Below are 16,018 nucleotides of genomic sequence, written 5' to 3' on the forward strand. Positions count from 1 at the left end.
CGACTCATCACCCTGTGGGAGCGGGCTTGCCCGCGATGGCGGAGTGTCAGGCAATGCAGATGTTGAATGTGCCGGCCTCATCGCGGGCAAGCCCCCTCCCACAGGTCTTTCTGTTGTCCTGGAGAAAACAAAAATGAGTATTGAACGCTGGCAAACCGCGTGGCGCCAACTGATCGCGCCCGGTTCGCCCTTTGAAGTGGTGACGCCGGAAGACGGCACGCCACGCTACTTCCGTCACGCTGCACACGACCTGCTGCAGGTGCTCGACGCCGGTCGTGTCCACGGTGACCGTGAGTTCCTGGTCTGGCAGTCGCAACGCCTGACCTTCAACCAGTTTTTCGATCAGGTTGACCGCCTCGCCGGGCAGATGGTCGCCCGTTTTGGCCTGCAACCGGGCGAGCGGGTGGCGATTGCCATGCGTAACCAGCCGGCTTGGCTGGTGGCCTTCGCCGCTATCCTGCGCTGTGGCGCAGTGTGTGTGCCGCTCAACAGTTGGGGCCTGCGCGATGAGTTGCAGTACGCGCTGCAAGACAGCGGTTCGCGCCTGCTGCTGTGCGACGAAGCGCGCCTTAATACCCTGCGCGAAGATCTGGCCCGTGAGCAGCGGGCCACGATTGTCGTCGGGGGCCAGGAAGGAACGCCCGAGTACTGCCTGCGTTTCGAAGACTTGATCAGCGCACCGGCATTGCCGTTGCCGGCGCTGGAAATAGATCCCGACGCGCCGGCGCTGATCCTCTACACCTCCGGCACCACCAGTCGCGCCAAGGGTGCAGTGTCCAGTCACCGGGCGATCTGCCAGGCGCTGTCCGCGCTGGATTTCCAGGGCGCATTTTGCGCGATGAGTTCGCCCGAACGCATCGGCGTGGTGGTCAACAGCGGCTATCCGCCAACCACTCTGGCAGCGGTTCCTCTGTTCCATGTCAGCGGTTTGCACGCGCAGTTCTTGTCGGCATTACGGGGCGGTCGGCGCTTGATGCTGATGTACAAGTGGGATGTCGAACGCGCCATCGACCTGATTCGCGATGAGCGCTGCACCCAGTTCAACGGGGCACCGGTGATGATGCAGCAATTGCTGGCCTCGCCGCGCTTCGGCAGTGAGCAAACCGCCAGTCTTTTCGGCTTGGGGCTGGGCGGCGGAGCTTCGTCCGCCGGGGTGCTCGACGACATGCTCAAGCTCAAGCCCGACGCCATAGGCGGCGCCGGCTACGGCCTGACCGAAAGCAACGGCATCGGCGCGGCGATTGGTGGCGATCAGTTTGTGTACAAGCCGGCGACGGCGGGTTGGGCGCTGCCGATAGTCGATATTCGCATCGGTGACAGCCCTGACCAGCCGCAGCCGGCGGGTACTCGCGGGGTGATCTGGCTGCGCTCGCCGACCCTGATGAGCGCCTACTGGAATCTGCCCGAGGCCACCGCGCAAAGCCTGCGCGACGGTTGGCTCGACACTGGCGATATCGGCTACCTCGACGATGAGGGATTCCTCAGCATCACCGGCCGGGTCAAGGAGTTGATCAACCGCGGCGGCGAGAAGATTTCCGCGGCTGAAATCGAAACTTGCATCCTCGATATGCCCGGTGTCCTGGAAGCGGCTGCATTCGCCATCGCCGACCCGCTGCTGGGTGAGACGGTGGGGCTGGCCGTGCATGGCCAGGCATCGACGCTGCCCCAGGAGGCGCAAGTCTGCACGTTCATCGCCGAACGCCTGGCCGCCTACAAAGTACCGGCGCAGGTCTACCGGGAACTCGAACCTTTGCCACGCAATGCCACCGGCAAGGTGCTCAAGGCGCAACTGCAAGAAAAGTTGGGCGCATAACGCCTGCTTAGTCTTTCCGGACGATGTCGGGGCCGGCAGAACACGAACAATAGACCCACACCACAAAGCCTTATCAGCGTAGGAGGCATTACATGAAAATAACAAGAACAGGTCTCATGCTCGCGGTCGCAGTCACAGCCAATAGCGGGCTTGTTGGTTATGCGCACGCCGAGGTGTCACCTCAGGAAGCTGCCAAGCTGGGCAAGGAGCTGACTTGTGTCGGCGCCGAGCAGGCGGGTAACGTCGAGGGCACTATTCCGCCGTACACCGGCAAGTACCTGGGAGAAGTGCCGGGCTGGAATCACGTGAAGTTCTCTGGCGACCAGCCGGTTGATCCCTATGCTGCGGAGAAACCAATCCTGGTCATTACCGCGCAGAACATGAGCCAGTACGAGACACACCTGACCGAAGGCCAGAAAGCCCTGCTGAAGAAATACCCGACCACCTACAAAATGAACATCTACCCCGGCCACCGGGATTTCCGCTACCCCGATTACGTCTGCCGCCGCGCGATGGACAATGCGCTGCACGCCAAGCTGGTCAACGACGGTGCAGGTTTCACCGGGATAGGTCAGTTACCGTTCCCGATCCCCAAAAACGGCATGGAAGTGCTGTGGAATCACCAACTGCCGGCACGTGCCTACACCGAGGAAAAAACCTCCGACCTGGCTTCTGTCCTGCCCAACGGCAGCATTGGCTGGGGGCGTGCCTACGCACGTAACCTGGCACTGGGCAACTCACCAACCACCGACTCCAGGACCGAAGACAAGATTGCGGCCATGAGCAACAACATGACCCTCAAACCGGCCCGAGACAACGGCACCCTCAGCATTTCCCATGAACCCTACAACTTCGGCACCGATGCGCGCCAGGCCTGGACCTACAGCCCGTCGACCCGGCGTGTACGGCAACTGCCGGGCTACGGTTTCGATCAGCCGATGATCGGTACCAATGGCACCATGACCATCGACGAAGACCGCTTGTACAACGGTTCACCGGAGCGCTTCAACTGGAAACTGATCGGCAAGCGCGAGATCTACAGCCCGGCCAACGCGTTCAAGCCCAACGCCGGCACCGTCAAGTACGCCGACATGCTGACGCCCAACCATCCCAATCCCGATTTGATGCGTTATGAGTTGCGTCGGGTGTGGGTGCTGGAAGCCGACTTGAAGGAAGGCTATCGCCATGTCTATGGCAAGCGCGTGCTGTTCCTCGACGAAGACACCTGGAACGCGGTCATGGCCGACAACTACGACGCCCGTGGGCAGCTGTGGAAACACGCCATGATCAACTACTACTACCACCCGGACATGAGTGGCTGGCAGGCCGGTTCGCAGTTCTTCATGGACTTGAACTCTGGCCAGTACACCGGCTACGGCATGACCAACGAAGCGAAGAAGGGCCCGATCCTCAACGAAGGCAAGTTCACCCCGGACCAGTACACCGCGGATGCGGCGCGGGCTATCGGGCGCTAAGAGCCGGCGAACCGGATGTTGCGGTGTACCTGCTGCACCGCGACATCGTTTTTCGCCGTAGGAGCCAGGCTTGCCGGCGAACCAGGCGCCGCGGAGTACCAGCTGCACCGCGTTATCGTTCTTCGCGGGCAAGCCTCGCTCCTACAGGCGAACCAGACGCCGCGGTGTACCAGCTGCACCGCGTTATCGTTCTTCGCTGTAGGAGCCAGGCTTGCCGGCGAACCAGACGCCGCGGAGTACCTGCTGCACCGCGTTATCGTTCTTCGCGGGCAAGCCTCGCTCCTACAGGCGAACCAGGCGCCGCAGTGTACCTGCTGCACCGCGTCATCGTTCTTCGCTGTAGGAGCCAGGCTTGCCGGCGAACCAGGCGCCGCGGTGTACCTGCTGTACCGCGTTATCGTTCTTCGCGGGCAAGCCTCGCTCCTACAGGCGAACCAGACGACGCGGTGTACCTGCTGCACCGCGTTATCGTTCTTCGCTGTAGGAGCCAGGCTTGCCGGCGAACCAGACGCTGCGGAGTACCTGCTGTATCGCGTTATCGTTCTTCGCGGGCAAGCCTCGCTCCTACAGGCGAACCAGGCGCCGCGGTGTACCCGCTGCACCGCGTTATCGTTTTTCGCGGGCAAGCCTCGCTCCTACAAGCGAACCAGGCGCCGTGGTGTACCTGCTGTACCGCGTTATCGTTATTTGCGGGCAAGCCTCGCTCCTACGGACACATCGGGAACTACAGTTCACCGTCCATCTTCCTCCGACGTTCTAGCCTGAATCGACAGCGCCATGATCAAGGAGGATTACCCGTGCCAGGCATTCGTCATGCACATCGACTGCGTACCGGTCGCTATTCAGCGCCGGGTCAGGTCTATTTGGTCACCACTGTCGTGCAGAACCGCGACCCCGTGTTTACAGAGTTTGCACAGGGTCGTCTGGTGGTCGATGCGTTGAGGAAAGCTCAGCAAGAAGAGCTGGCCCATTCGCTGGCCTGGGTTGTCATGCCCGATCATCTTCATTGGCTGATCGAGCTCAAGAACAGCACGCTCACTTACGTAATGGCGAGGACAAAATCACGCATTACGCTCGCGTTGAATCGCAAGATCGGGCGCGCTGGGTCACTCTGGCAGCATGGGTTTCATGACCGGGCCATCCGCAGGGAAGAAGACCTGCAGGCGGTGGCCCGCTATATCGTGGCCAATCCGTTGCGGGCGGGGTTGGTCGAGAGAATCGGCGACTATCCGTTGTGGGATGCGGTGTGGTTATGAACCGCCACGGTGTACCTGCTGCACCGCGTCATCGTTTTTCGCGGGCAAGCCTCGCACCTACACCAAATGTCCGCTCAAGTCGCCGGTCATGTCCAGGTGCGAATAATCACGAAAGCTGAATCGCCAGACTCCGTCGACGCGCTCGAACTCATCGAGGTAACGCCCGGCGGCGATGGGTTGCAGGGGCAGGGTGTCGGTGGCCTGCAGCACGGTGTAGCAGGATCGGACCGTCGCGGTTCCCGTGGTTTCGTCGATGTCGATGATCGGGTTGCTGATGATGTGTCTGGTACGGGGTGTGCCGCAGGGGTAGAGCTTGATGCGTTGCTGCCAGATGCCCAGCAGGGCGACATGATCAAGGGAGTCGTGGTTTTGTACCTTGATCCGCGCATGACGGAACAGCTCGGCGGCCTCGACCAGTTGGCCGCTGTCCAGGCATTCGGCGTAACGGTAGAGCAGGTTGCTGATGTGTACGGCGCTCATGGCAATCCTCATTAAAAAGCCGCTGTAACCTGACAGGGTTACAGCGGCGCGGTGGTGCGCGAAGGAGGTCAGGCAGTCACGGCCTGGACCGCTGTGACGTGCGGGGCGGGGCACTTCATCTGTTGGCGGTAACGTGGCAGCGCCAGGGTCAGGAACACGCTGGCCAGCACCAGCATTGACACCGACGAAGCCAGGGCATAGCGCAGGGATTCACTGCCCAGGGTCGGCACGAAGAAGTCGCTGAGCATGCCCACCAACAGCGGCCCGACACCGACGCCCAGAAGGGTCATGGACATGACGAAAATCGCCGTGGCCTGGGCCAGTCGCGTGGCCGGGAACAGGTGGGTGATGGCGCTCAGGCATGGCGTTGCCCACCACACGCCAAAGAAGCCGAAGGCGCTGTAGAACAGGAACGCTTGCGGCACGGCGATGCTGCCGATGTAGAACGCCGTGCCCTGGGGCCAGAGGAAGTAGGCCAGGGCGAAGGGGATGCTGATCAGCGTGCCCAGCAGCGGCACGCCGATTTGCCAGCCGACATCGCGCCGCGCCATGCGGTCGGTGAGCATGCCGCAGACCAGGGTGCCGATGGTCGACCCGGTGCCGCCCACCACGCCCACCAGGAATCCGGCTTCTTGCAGATTGAGGCCATGGGAGCGGATCAGGAAGCTCGGGCTCCAGGTGCCGATGGCGTAGCCGGCAATCGCTGCCGCGCCGCCAGTGAGTACCAGGCACAGGAACGAGGGCATGCGAAACAGCTCGACCAGGGTCTTGAACCAGCCATCCTGTTGCGCCGCGACGTTACCCAGCGGCACTACGCGCTTGGGCGCCCGCACGGTCAGCAACAGAAGCAGACCCAGGAAGATCCCGGGAGCGCCGATCAGCAAGAAGGCGTAGCGCCAACCGTGGTGTTGGGCAATCCAGCCACCCAGGCCCAGGCCAACTATCGCCCCCAGGCTGGAACCGAGCATCAGCACCGACAGAGCAGTGGATCGGCGGTTCGCCGGGTACAGATCCGAGACCATCGCCACCGACGGCGCCGTGCCGCCGGCCTCGCCCACGGCCACGCCGATCCGCGCCAGCACCAGGGTCAGAAAGTTGCCGGCCATGCCGCAGAGCATGGTCATCAGGCTCCAGGCAATGCAGCTGAAGGCGATCACCGGCTTGCGCCCGATGCGGTCCGACAGGCGCCCCAGCGGGAAGCCGAACACGGTGTAGAACACCGCGAAAGTCACCCCCGACAGCAGACCGATGCCGGTATCGGAAATACCGAATTCGAGCTTCACCGGCTCGATCAGGATCGCCATCAACTGGCGGTCGATGTAGTTGAACACATAGATGCTGGCGAGCACGAACAGCGCGTAGTGCGTTCGCCATGTCACGGGGGTGGATTGGTTCACTGCGGGTGCTCCCGGTTTTGTTCTGGTTGTCGCGATGCTCGGCTCTTCACGGAATTTTCTCATCGTCCGTTCAGACCATCTTTGTCGTCCCCGGGCAAGCCTCGCTCCTAAAAGTGAAGAACGATGCGGTACCGGGATCGCCCTGTCGATAGCGAACCTAGTCTTGTCGGACGATGTTTCGCTTGCGCTCAACGTCAATCATTCAGCCCGTATCCGCTGCCATGTCAGCGCTTGCCCAAGTGATGGCAGGCCCTGCGACAGCAAAAAACAATAAGAAGCTGAGGAATTGAAATGAGCGTCTTGTTCGAACCGGTCGCCCTGGGCGAACTGCAACTGGCCAACCGCATCGTCATGGCCCCCATGACTCGCAGCCGTGCCCTTGCCGATGCGGTCCCCGGCGGCGATATGGTCGAATACTACCGCCAGCGTGCCAGCGCCGGGTTGATCGTGGCCGAGGGCACCGCGCCCTCGGCCAGCGGCCTGGGCTATTGTCGCACCCCGGCCATCTACAGCGACGAGCAGATCGTCGGCTGGCAGCGGGTCACCGAGGCGGTGCATGCCGAGGGCGGGCGCATTGTCCTGCAGCTGATGCATGTCGGCCGCGCCGCCAGCCGGCACAACAAACCGGCGGGGGCGGTTACCGTGGCACCTTCGGCATTGCGCGCACGCACCCAGGTGTTCAGCGACGCTGCCGGCCTGGTGGACACCGACGAGCCACAGGTGCTGACCTTGCAAGGCATTGGCGAGGTCATCGAAGACTATCGCCAGGCCGCATTGAATGCGCGTCAGGCCGGCTTCGACGGTGTCGAGTTGCACTGCACCAGCGGCTATCTGCCGATGCAATTCATGGCCTCCGGCAGTAACCAACGCAGCGATGCCTACGGCGGCGATGTGAGCGGGCGGGTGCGTTTTGCCAAGGAAGTGATCGAGGCCATGGCCGGTGCGATTGGCGCCGGACGCGTCGGTTTTCGCCTGTGCCCCGGCAACCCCTACAACGACATCGACGACCGCGATCCGGCGGCCACGGCGGCCGCCTTGTGTGAAGCCGTGGCGCCGTTGGGCCTGGCTTACCTGCACATCATGCGCTCGCCACTGAAAGATCTCGATGCCTTCGCCCTGGCGCGTCGGCACAGCCCCCATGCGTTGATTCTCAATGATGGTTTCGACGGTCCTTCGGCCAGTGCCGCGCTCGCGTCGGGCGAGGGGGCTGCTGTGTCGTTCGGCCGTCACTTTATTGCCAACCCTGATCTGGTGGCGCGCTTGCAGCGTGGCCTGCCGCTGAGTGGCTTTGACCGCAAGACCCTGTATACGCCGGGCCCGTCGGGCTACTCGGATTACCGCGCCCATCAAGCGATTGCCCAGGAGGTGGCGCAATGAACCTCAACGACTTGAGCCACGTCCTGCCGACCCACCCAGTGCCACGGGAGCAGACCCAGGCGCTGCTCGACCAGCGCTCGGCCGCCGCCGGGCTGATCAAGCCGGGCGACCTCTACACCCTGGCCGACCGGCTGGAGCAACAGGCGAGCGAGCAGGGTGAACGCACGTTCCTGATCTATGGCGAGCAGACCCTGAGCTACTTCGAGGTCGATGCGCGGGCCAACCAGATGGCCCACACGTTTTATGCCAATGGCCTGCGCGCCGGCGATGTCTGCGCCCTGGCCATGGAGAACCGCCCGGCGTTTTTCTGCACCTGGTTCGGTTTGGTCAAGCTCGGGGTGGTGGTGGCGTTCATCAACACTCAGGTCAGCGGCCGCCCGCTGCTGCATGCGTTGCAAGTCACTGAGGCCAAGGCGTTGGTGATCGGCGAAGAGTGCCTGGCCAATGTGCAGGCCACCGAAGGCTTTCCGGACCTGCCGTGCTGGCTGCTGCGCGACGCGGAAAATCCCTGGACGGGCGCGCTGCCCAAGGGCGTCGACGGGCATTTCGCTGCGCGTCTGGAAAAAGCCCCGCGCACGCCGTTTCCCCGCGATATCCGCGCGCGCATCGATGCGCAGACTCCGACCCTGCTGATCTTTACCTCGGGCACCACCGGCTTGCCCAAGGCGGCGCGCTACAGCCACATGCGCTGGATGTCGTCGGGCGATGTAATGGAAACCACCCTGCAAGCCACTTGCGAGGATGTGTTCTATTGCTGCCTGCCGCTGTACCACGGCGCCGCGGCCACGTCGGTGACTTCTACCGCGCTGCGCGCCGGTGCTGCCATCGTGGTGCGCCGCAAATTCAGCGTGCGCGAGTTCTGGAAGGATGTGGCACAGCATCAGATCAGCATCTTCCAGTACATCGGTGAGATCTGCCGCTATCTGCTCAATCAGCCGGTGCGAGCGGGCGAGCGCGAGCACAGCCTGCGCTGCATGCTCGGTGCCGGGCTGTCGCCGGACTCCTGGCAGCGCTGGCTGGAGCGCTTCGGCCCGATCCAGGTGTTCGAGGGCTGGGGCGCCACCGAAGCCAATGCGGCAGTGATCAACGTCGACAACTATTTCGGTTCTTGCGGACGCGTGCCGGACTGGAACAAAACCAACCTGCGGCTGGTGCGTTACGACATCGAAAACGACTGCCATCCGCGGGACGAAAACGGTTTCTATCAAATCTGCAAAGTGGGCGAGGTTGGCGAGGCCATGGGCTTTATCGTCGATCACCCTGAGATCGGTGGCGGGCGTTTCGAGGGTTACACCTCAAGCGAAGCGACCGAGAGCAAAATCCGCCGCAATGTGTTTCGCGAGGGCGATGCCTACTGGAGTTCCGGCGACCTGCTGCGCGAGGACGCCGACGGTTACTGCTACTTCGTCGACCGCATCGGCGATACCTATCGCTGGAAGAGCGAGAACGTTTCGACCCTGGAAGTGGCGGACGCCCTGGGCGATCTGGCGGGCCTGGAACTGATCAATATCTACGGCGTCCAGGTGCCGGGCCATGAAGGCCGCGCCGGCATGGCCGCGGTGCTGATGCAGGCCGACCAGGCGTTTGATCCTGCGGCCCTGTACGCCCTGACCGAAGCGCGCCTGCCGCGCTATGCGGCCCCGGTGTTCGTGCGGGTTACCCAGTCGGCAGACTTGACGGCCAGCTTCAAGCTGCGCAAGGTCGATCTACAGCGCCAGGGCTACTGCCCGACCCGTTGCAACGATCCGCTGTTCATCCGCGACGAACAGGCTCGCACCTATGTGCCTTATTCGTCAGAGGCACTGACCCGGGCCGGCTTGACGCCATTCGCGGTGGCCGACCATGGCTGATCTCGACGCCAATGGTCACGAACTGCGCGGCGGCCTGCGCTATCCCTGGCCGCAGGCGCCCGATTCCGGGCAGGTGCGTGAAGTGGCGCCAGGCGTGTGGTGGCTGCGCATGCCGCTGCCGTTTCGCCTGGACCACATTAATCTCTATCTGCTGCGCCACACCGACGGCTGGGTAGTGGTAGACACCGGCATGAACACCGAACAGACCCGCGAGGTCTGGGACCGGGTGCTGAGTGAAGTGTGTGACGGGCTGCCGCTGCTCGCGGTGGTCTGTACCCACTTTCACTCCGACCATGCCGGGGTGGCCGCGTGGCTTTCTGAGCGTTTCCACTGCCCGGTGTACATGACCGCCAGCGAGTTCCACTCGCTGCACGTCAGGTTTCCTGCCGCTCAACCACCAGGTTGGGACTTCCTCGACTTCTACCGCAAGGCCGGCGTGGCTGACGAGCAAAGCACCGAGATGTTCGCGGTGATGAGCAACGCCCATTTTCTGCCGGCGCCGCTGAACCATTACCGCCGTTTGCGCGAAGGCAGCCTGCTGAATATCGGTGGCCGCACCTGGCAGGTGGTCATCGGTCGCGGCCACTCGCCGGAACATGCCTGTCTGTATGCCGCCGATGACGGCTTGCTGATCTCCGGCGACCAGGTGCTGCCGCGTATCACCTCCACCGTCGGCGTGCATGCCACGGAGCCATTGGCCAACCCGCTGGGCGACTGGCTCGACTCCATCGAGCATTTGCGCAGCTTGCCCGACAGCGTGCTGGTGCTGCCGGCGCACGAGCGACCGTTCTTCAATTTGCATCAGCGCCTGGACCAGCTCCAGGCCCATCACCAAAGGCATCTGGCGTTGATGCTGGCCAACTGTGACGAGCCGCGCACCGTGCTCGAACTGATGGCTGTGTTGTTTCCCAAGCTGTCGGGTCGTTTCGATGAGCTGATGGCACTTGGCGAAACGTTGGCCCATGCCAACTACCTGGTGGCCGAAGGGTCGCTGGAGCGGGAAGAGGACCGGGGGCGATATCGCTACCGGCGTGCTGTACGGGGAGCGTGCGCTGTTACCCCGCTCAAGGTGTTTTGAGCGGGCGGCACGGCAGCAGTGTTGAACATTCCAGGCAGCCAGCCGGTTGTCATTGAGGAGAATCAGTGTGATCAACAAAAACAACAATAACTCTACGGTCATCGGTTCGAGCGCATTACAGGTCAGCAGCCTGGCGGCAGCCATTGCGCTGGTGTCTACACCGGTGTGGGCCGGTGATACGTTCGAGTTCGACAACGGCGCGACCATGGATTGGTCGGTGACCACCAGCTACGGCATTGGTGTGCGCACTGGCAGTCAAAGCGATCGCTTGCTGACGGTCAACGCCGACGATGCCAACCGCAACTTCGATAGTGGCAGCCTCACCACCAACCGCGTGGGCGCGCTGGCCGAAATGATCCTGCGCAAGGACAACTACGGCGCCGTGGTACGCGGCAGTACCTTCTACGATGACGTCTACCACCGCAAGAACGATAACGATTCGCCCGCCACCGTGAACAAAAGCGGCAGCAACGATGAGTTCACCAGTGACACCCGCTACTACAGCGGCGGTCGCAGCAAACTGCTGGATGCCTATGTGTTCAGCGGCTGGCGCTTTGACAACGACACCATGCTGGACGTCAAGGCCGGGCGGCACATCGAATCCTGGGGCGAGAGTTTGTTCTACCCGGGTGTGAACGGCGTACAGAACCCTTCCGACGCGGTAAAGGCGTCCCAGCCGGGTGTTGAAGTCAAGGAAATCCTCTTGCCGGTGGGCCAATTCTCCGGCTCGTTCCGTCTCAACCCCAGCCTGACCTTTGGTGCGTACGTGCAGTACGAATGGAAGGGCACTGAACTGCCGCCGGTGGGCAGCTACCTGTCGAGCACTGACGTGGTTGGGCCCGGTCGCGAGTTCATCTACGCCAACGGCAAGAAGATCGCTTACCGCGGCACCGACGAACCGCGCGATGGCGGCCAGTGGGGCGTGCAGGTGCGCTACCGCCCGGTACCGGCCATTGAGCTGTCGCTGTTCCACGTCAACTACCACGACAAGAACCCGGCCACCGCCCTGGTCGGCTACGACCCGCTCCCAGTGGGCGGTGGCCTCAACGCCTTCGTCAGCAATGGTTACCGGATCAAGTACTTCGAAGACATCAAGCTGACCGGCATCAGCGCCTCGACCAAGATCGGCGACACCCAGGTCGGCGCCGAATGGTCGTACCGCGACGGTGCGCCGGTGATGGTCAATACCGGCCTTGGCGCGGTGCCGGCCAGGGGCAAGGGCCAGCAAATGCAGTTGTCGGCGATCCGTATCCTGGGGGACCGTCCCTGGGCCAGCCAGACCAGCCTGACTGCCGAAATCATCCGCGTGCAGGTCGACAGCGTCGAATCCACTTCGGCGGCGCCCAACCTGCAAGGCGTGAACCTGTTGCCCTCCCTGAAACCTCTAGTGGCGTCTTCCGATGACTTTACCTACAGCACAGCCGCGGGTTTCCGCACCAAGTCTTCCAGCGCCTACACCGTGGGCGCATCGTTCAGTTATCCGGGAGTTTTCCAAGGCTGGGATCTGGACGTCCCCTTCAGCTTCTCCAACGTCTTCAGCGGCTCCACGCCCATGGCCGGAAGCATTTCCGGCGTTGCCGGTGACCGACGCCTGAGTGCAGGCACGACCTTCAAGTACCTGGGCAACCTGGAACTCGGTTTGAAATACATCGCCTACCTGGGTGAAGCCGACCCGATCAAGCGTCCGTTCGCCGACCGCGACTACGCCACGTTCTCGATGAAATACACCTTCTGATCGACCACTTGAAATCCGGGTCACCTGGTGCGCCCGGACCTACAACACAACCTGGAAATGGCCGCAGCGTAACGCTTCGGCATGGAGGCACTATGGGACTCAAAGGGCATGCGGCCATTGTTGGCACCGCACAGTACAAACCGGAGAAATATTCGACCGCGCCCAAGATGTTTCACCTTGAGCAAGTCGCCGACCTGGCGGCCCAGGCTCTGCGCGATGCCGGGCTCAAGGCCTCGGACCTCGACGGGCTGGTGATCAACGGCCCGCATTTTCATGAAGCCTCGGTGTTCGTACCGGCGATGGCCGCCGAATACCTGGGCCTGCGCCTGAACTTCGCCGAAGTGGTCGACCTGGGTGGCTGCACGTCGGTGGGCATGGTCTGGCGCGCCGCCGCCGCGATCGAACTGGGGTTATGCCAGGCGGTCCTGTGCGTCATCCCCGCGCGCATGGCGCCGTTGGGTCCCGACGAGGACCCCGGCTGGATGGCTCGGTCCATGCGTTTCGGTGGACACAGCACGGCCTTTGGCGCACCCGAGGCCGAGTTCGACCTGCCTTACGGGCACATGGGCCAGAACACCGGCTACGCGATGATTGCCCAGCGTTATGCCGCACACTACGACTATGACCAGCGGGCGATGGCCAAGATCGCCGTCGACCAGCGCACCAACGCCCTGGCCAACCCGCAAGCAATGTTCTATGGACAACCCTTGACCATCGAACAGGTGCTGGCCAGCAAAATGGTTGCCGACCCGTTGCACGTCCTGGAAATCGTCATGCCGGTGGCCGGTGGCGCCGCGATGATCATTACCAACAAAGAAGTGGCGGCGCGGGCCCGCAAGCGTCCGGCGTTCATTACCGGGTTTGGCGAACACCTGGCGTTCAAGTCGCCGTCCTATGCCGAGGACATGCTGCACACGCCGATTGGTCCGGCTTCCCAGCGCGCCTTTGCCATGGCCGGACTTAAGCCGAAAGACGTCGATGCCGCGCAGATCTACGACTGCTACACCATCACCACCTTGCTCACCCTGGAAGATGCCGGCTTCTGCGCCAAGGGCGAGGGCATGTCGTTCGTGCGCGAACACGACCTGACCTGGCGTGGCGACTTCCCGATGAACACCCATGGCGGGCAACTGAGTTTCGGCCAGTCGGCCTCGGCCGGTGGCATGAGCCAGGTGATCGAGGCGGTGACGCAGATCGCCGGCACCGCCGGTGAGCGCCAACTGGGCCGCTGCGACAGCGTCTACGTCTCCGGCACCGGTGGCGTGATGAGTGAGCAGGGCGCATTGATACTTCAGGGAGCATAAGCACATGTCCAACAACAAACCGATGCCGGTCGCGACGCAAATCTCCGCACCCTTCTGGGAAGGCCTGAAGGCTCGCCGCCTGTTGATCCAGCAATGCAATGCCTGTGCGCACTGGAACTTCTACCCGCGCCGGCATTGCCCGGTGTGCCTGGAACATGACCTGGCATGGCGCGAAGTCGACGGCGCCGCGACGCTGTACAGCTACACCGTGACGCGCATTGCTACCTTGCCCGACTTCATTGATGAGATGCCGCAGAAGCTGGCAGTGGTCGAGCTGGCCGAAGGGGTGCGCATCAACACCAACCTGGTCGGCCTTGAGGAAAACGAAATCGAGATCGGCATGTCCTTGCAGCCGGTGTTCGCTGAAGTCGACGCCAAGGGCAACCGACTGCTGCGCTTCACCGGGGTGGACAAGGATGCGGCGAGCCTTGAGTCGCTGCCGGCGCAGGACAGCGGACCGGCGCCAGCGGTGTCGGAGCAACCGACCGCGCGGCAGATCGACCTCAACGATGGGCCGGCCTTGCAGGCACTGGTCAGCGAGCAGTTCAGCGACTGGAGCAATGTCGTGGTGGTCGACCAGGCGTTGATCGACGAATTTGCCCGGTTGTCGGGCGACGATTACTGGATCCATACCGATCCGGAGCGGGCGCGCCTGCAAAGCCCGTTTGGCGGCACCATTGCCCACGGTGCGCTGGTGCAAGTGCTGCAGTCGCGGATGAAACTGGCGCTGGGTTTCGAAATCAGCGGTTTCACCACCCAGATCAACTACGGCTCCGATCGCCTGCGCTTCCCGGCGCCGGTACCGGCCGGCTCACGCATCCATTCGCGGGCGCGGGTGAAAAAAGTCGACCTGTCGGCCCGTGGCACCCAGTTGACCCTGGAACTCACCACCCACGTGGTGGGCCAGGATCGGCCGTCGGTGATCAACGACCTGGTGATCCTGTACATCGCCTGATCGCCGCCGTAGGAGCCAGGCTTGCCGGCGAAGAACGATAACGCGGCGTAACAGATACACCGCAGTGTCTTGTTCGCGGGCAAGCCTCGCTCCTACAGGGGGGGGGCGTCGTACGCCCCGGTCCTGTGCCATTTACGCCATTGCATAAGCCATTTGGACGATGTGTTACCCATCCCTTGCGCCGACTATTCCCCCAGAGGCAACGCCCATCTCGATTGCCTCGCATGCCCTGGTGCGTGACAAAAACAAGAGGATCGGCCCTATGACTTGCCCTATCCACGCCTACCCCGAACAGGAGTGTTGCTCATGCGCTCGGTGATCGGCTACGCGGTTTGCCTGGTGGTCGCCTTGACCATTGGCTACACCTTTTCCCCCAAATCCCCATCGCAACAAGAACTGTTGGCCACGCGCCCGGATCGGGTGCAGATCAACGGCCTGCTCAATCTTGGCGCGCGGGTGGTCGCCGTGGGTGAGCGTGGCAGCATCCTGCTCAGCGATGACCAGGGCGTCAGCTGGCAGCCAGCCAATGTCGACACGCAACGCAATGCCACCCTGACTGCCGTGGTGGCGCTGGACGACAAGCGCTTGCTGGCCGTCGGGCATGACGGCTGGATCCTGCGTTCACAGGATGCAGGCGGCAGTTGGCAGGAAATGCGCCACGACAGCGATCTGGGCGAGCCGCTGCTGGGCATCTGGACCGGCGGTGGCGACAGCGTCATGGCGTTCGGCAGCTTCGGCAAGTTCTATCAATCCCTGGATGCCGGGCAGACCTGGACGCCGCAGTCACTGGAGATCGACAACGCACACCTCAACAGCATGGCCGGTGGCAACGATGGCCGGCGCATGCTGGTGGGCGAGCAGGGCCTGGTCCTGCGGACCACCGATAGCGGCCAGCACTGGCAGACCTTGCCAACGTTCTACAACGGCTCGCTGTTCGGCATCGTGCGCCTGAGCGCGGACAACTGGGTGACTTACGGCATGCGTGGGCATGTGTTCGTCAGCCATGACTTCGGCGACAGCTGGACCCAGATCAACGTCGGTAACCAGCTGCCTTTGTACGGCCATGTGTTGTTGCCCGATCACTCGGGGCTGGTGATTGTCGGTGCCGGCAGCTCGGTGGTGCGCCTGGATGCACAGGGCGCGCTGGTCGGTGTCGGACGCCTGGCCGGGCTCGGTACGTTGACCTCGGCGACGATGATTGGCCCGCGGCTGCTGGTGGGTGGCGAGCGCGGAGTATTGCAGGGTTCAGGTGGCAGTCTCGCTGCCCTAATGGCCACACAGGCCACCCAGTAAATGAG

12 protein-coding genes are annotated in these 16,018 nt (G+C 62.9%); 10 read left to right on the forward strand and 2 right to left on the reverse strand.

Annotation, left to right across the window (positions count from 1 at the left end):
- Positions 1-133 precede the first annotated feature (133 nt).
- The 3 genes from AC3ITY_RS10730 to AC3ITY_RS10740 all read left to right on the forward strand — a co-directional run bounded on the left by AC3ITY_RS10730 (position 134) and on the right by AC3ITY_RS10740 (position 4,544).
- Entirely contained in the window at positions 134-1,813 is a 1,680-nt protein-coding gene (locus tag AC3ITY_RS10730) for a class I adenylate-forming enzyme family protein (RefSeq protein ID WP_489308939.1), read from the forward strand.
- A 116-nt stretch (positions 1,814-1,929) separates the two neighbouring features.
- On the forward strand, positions 1,930-3,288 hold the full coding sequence (locus AC3ITY_RS10735; protein ID WP_489308941.1) for a DUF1329 domain-containing protein: 1,359 nt from the start codon (positions 1,930-1,932) through the stop codon (positions 3,286-3,288).
- 797 nt (positions 3,289-4,085) lie between these two features.
- Positions 4,086-4,544 (forward strand): REP-associated tyrosine transposase, encoded by a 459-nt coding sequence (locus AC3ITY_RS10740; protein WP_489308943.1) that lies wholly within the window; start codon positions 4,086-4,088, stop codon positions 4,542-4,544.
- A 57-nt stretch (positions 4,545-4,601) separates the two neighbouring features.
- Here the strand turns inward: AC3ITY_RS10740 and AC3ITY_RS10745 are convergent, their stop codons facing one another.
- Both AC3ITY_RS10745 and AC3ITY_RS10750 read right to left on the reverse strand, forming a co-directional pair.
- Positions 4,602-5,024 carry a nuclear transport factor 2 family protein gene (locus AC3ITY_RS10745; protein ID WP_489308945.1) on the reverse strand — a complete coding sequence of 141 codons (423 nt, stop codon included), beginning with the start codon at positions 5,022-5,024 and terminating at the stop codon, positions 4,602-4,604.
- Between the two features lie 68 nt (positions 5,025-5,092).
- Entirely contained in the window at positions 5,093-6,421 is a 1,329-nt protein-coding gene (locus tag AC3ITY_RS10750; protein ID WP_489308947.1) for a spinster family MFS transporter, read from the reverse strand.
- Between the two features lie 291 nt (positions 6,422-6,712).
- On the opposite strand from AC3ITY_RS10750, the gene AC3ITY_RS10755 reads away from it, so the two are divergent.
- The 7 genes from AC3ITY_RS10755 to AC3ITY_RS10785 all read left to right on the forward strand — a co-directional run bounded on the left by AC3ITY_RS10755 (position 6,713) and on the right by AC3ITY_RS10785 (position 16,013).
- Positions 6,713-7,798 carry an alkene reductase gene (locus AC3ITY_RS10755; RefSeq protein ID WP_489308949.1) on the forward strand — a complete coding sequence of 362 codons (1,086 nt, stop codon included), beginning with the start codon at positions 6,713-6,715 and terminating at the stop codon, positions 7,796-7,798.
- Positions 7,795-9,648, forward strand: coding sequence for a long-chain-acyl-CoA synthetase (locus AC3ITY_RS10760; RefSeq protein WP_489308951.1), 1,854 nt, complete (start codon positions 7,795-7,797; stop codon positions 9,646-9,648). The genes AC3ITY_RS10755 and AC3ITY_RS10760 overlap by 4 nt, the downstream gene beginning before the upstream one ends.
- On the forward strand, positions 9,641-10,726 hold the full coding sequence (locus AC3ITY_RS10765) for an MBL fold metallo-hydrolase (RefSeq protein ID WP_489308953.1): 1,086 nt from the start codon (positions 9,641-9,643) through the stop codon (positions 10,724-10,726). The genes AC3ITY_RS10760 and AC3ITY_RS10765 overlap by 8 nt, the downstream gene beginning before the upstream one ends.
- A gap of 67 nt (positions 10,727-10,793) precedes the next feature.
- Positions 10,794-12,461 (forward strand): DUF1302 domain-containing protein, encoded by a 1,668-nt coding sequence (locus AC3ITY_RS10770; RefSeq protein ID WP_489308955.1) that lies wholly within the window; start codon positions 10,794-10,796, stop codon positions 12,459-12,461.
- A 92-nt stretch (positions 12,462-12,553) separates the two neighbouring features.
- Positions 12,554-13,765, forward strand: coding sequence for a thiolase family protein (locus AC3ITY_RS10775; protein ID WP_489308957.1), 1,212 nt, complete (start codon positions 12,554-12,556; stop codon positions 13,763-13,765).
- Between the two features lie 4 nt (positions 13,766-13,769).
- Complete coding sequence (locus tag AC3ITY_RS10780; protein ID WP_489308959.1) at positions 13,770-14,720, forward strand: bifunctional OB-fold nucleic acid binding domain-containing protein/MaoC family dehydratase; 951 nt, start codon at positions 13,770-13,772, stop codon at positions 14,718-14,720.
- 306 nt (positions 14,721-15,026) lie between these two features.
- Positions 15,027-16,013, forward strand: a complete 987-nt coding sequence (locus tag AC3ITY_RS10785) for a WD40/YVTN/BNR-like repeat-containing protein (protein WP_489308961.1) — start codon at positions 15,027-15,029, stop codon at positions 16,011-16,013.
- Positions 16,014-16,018: the final 5 nt, after the last annotated feature.

The sequence above is a fragment of the Pseudomonas sp. GL_091 genome (genome assembly GCF_057837725.1).

Excerpts from the sequence above, each read along its gene's own strand:
- AC3ITY_RS10775 (WP_489308957.1), top strand. The coding sequence starts at position 12,554 with ATGGGACTCAAAGGGCATGCGGCCATTGTTGGCACCGCACAGTACAAA.
- AC3ITY_RS10780 (WP_489308959.1), top strand. The coding sequence starts at position 13,770 with ATGTCCAACAACAAACCGATGCCGGTCGCGACGCAAATCTCCGCACCC.
- AC3ITY_RS10785 (WP_489308961.1), top strand. The coding sequence starts at position 15,027 with ATGCGCTCGGTGATCGGCTACGCGGTTTGCCTGGTGGTCGCCTTGACC.
- AC3ITY_RS10730 (WP_489308939.1), top strand. The coding sequence starts at position 134 with ATGAGTATTGAACGCTGGCAAACCGCGTGGCGCCAACTGATCGCGCCC.
- AC3ITY_RS10755 (WP_489308949.1), top strand. The coding sequence starts at position 6,713 with ATGAGCGTCTTGTTCGAACCGGTCGCCCTGGGCGAACTGCAACTGGCC.
- AC3ITY_RS10765 (WP_489308953.1), top strand. The coding sequence starts at position 9,641 with ATGGCTGATCTCGACGCCAATGGTCACGAACTGCGCGGCGGCCTGCGC.
- AC3ITY_RS10735 (WP_489308941.1), top strand. The coding sequence starts at position 1,930 with ATGCTCGCGGTCGCAGTCACAGCCAATAGCGGGCTTGTTGGTTATGCG.
- AC3ITY_RS10760 (WP_489308951.1), top strand. The coding sequence starts at position 7,795 with ATGAACCTCAACGACTTGAGCCACGTCCTGCCGACCCACCCAGTGCCA.
- AC3ITY_RS10745 (WP_489308945.1), bottom strand. The coding sequence starts at position 5,024 with ATGAGCGCCGTACACATCAGCAACCTGCTCTACCGTTACGCCGAATGC.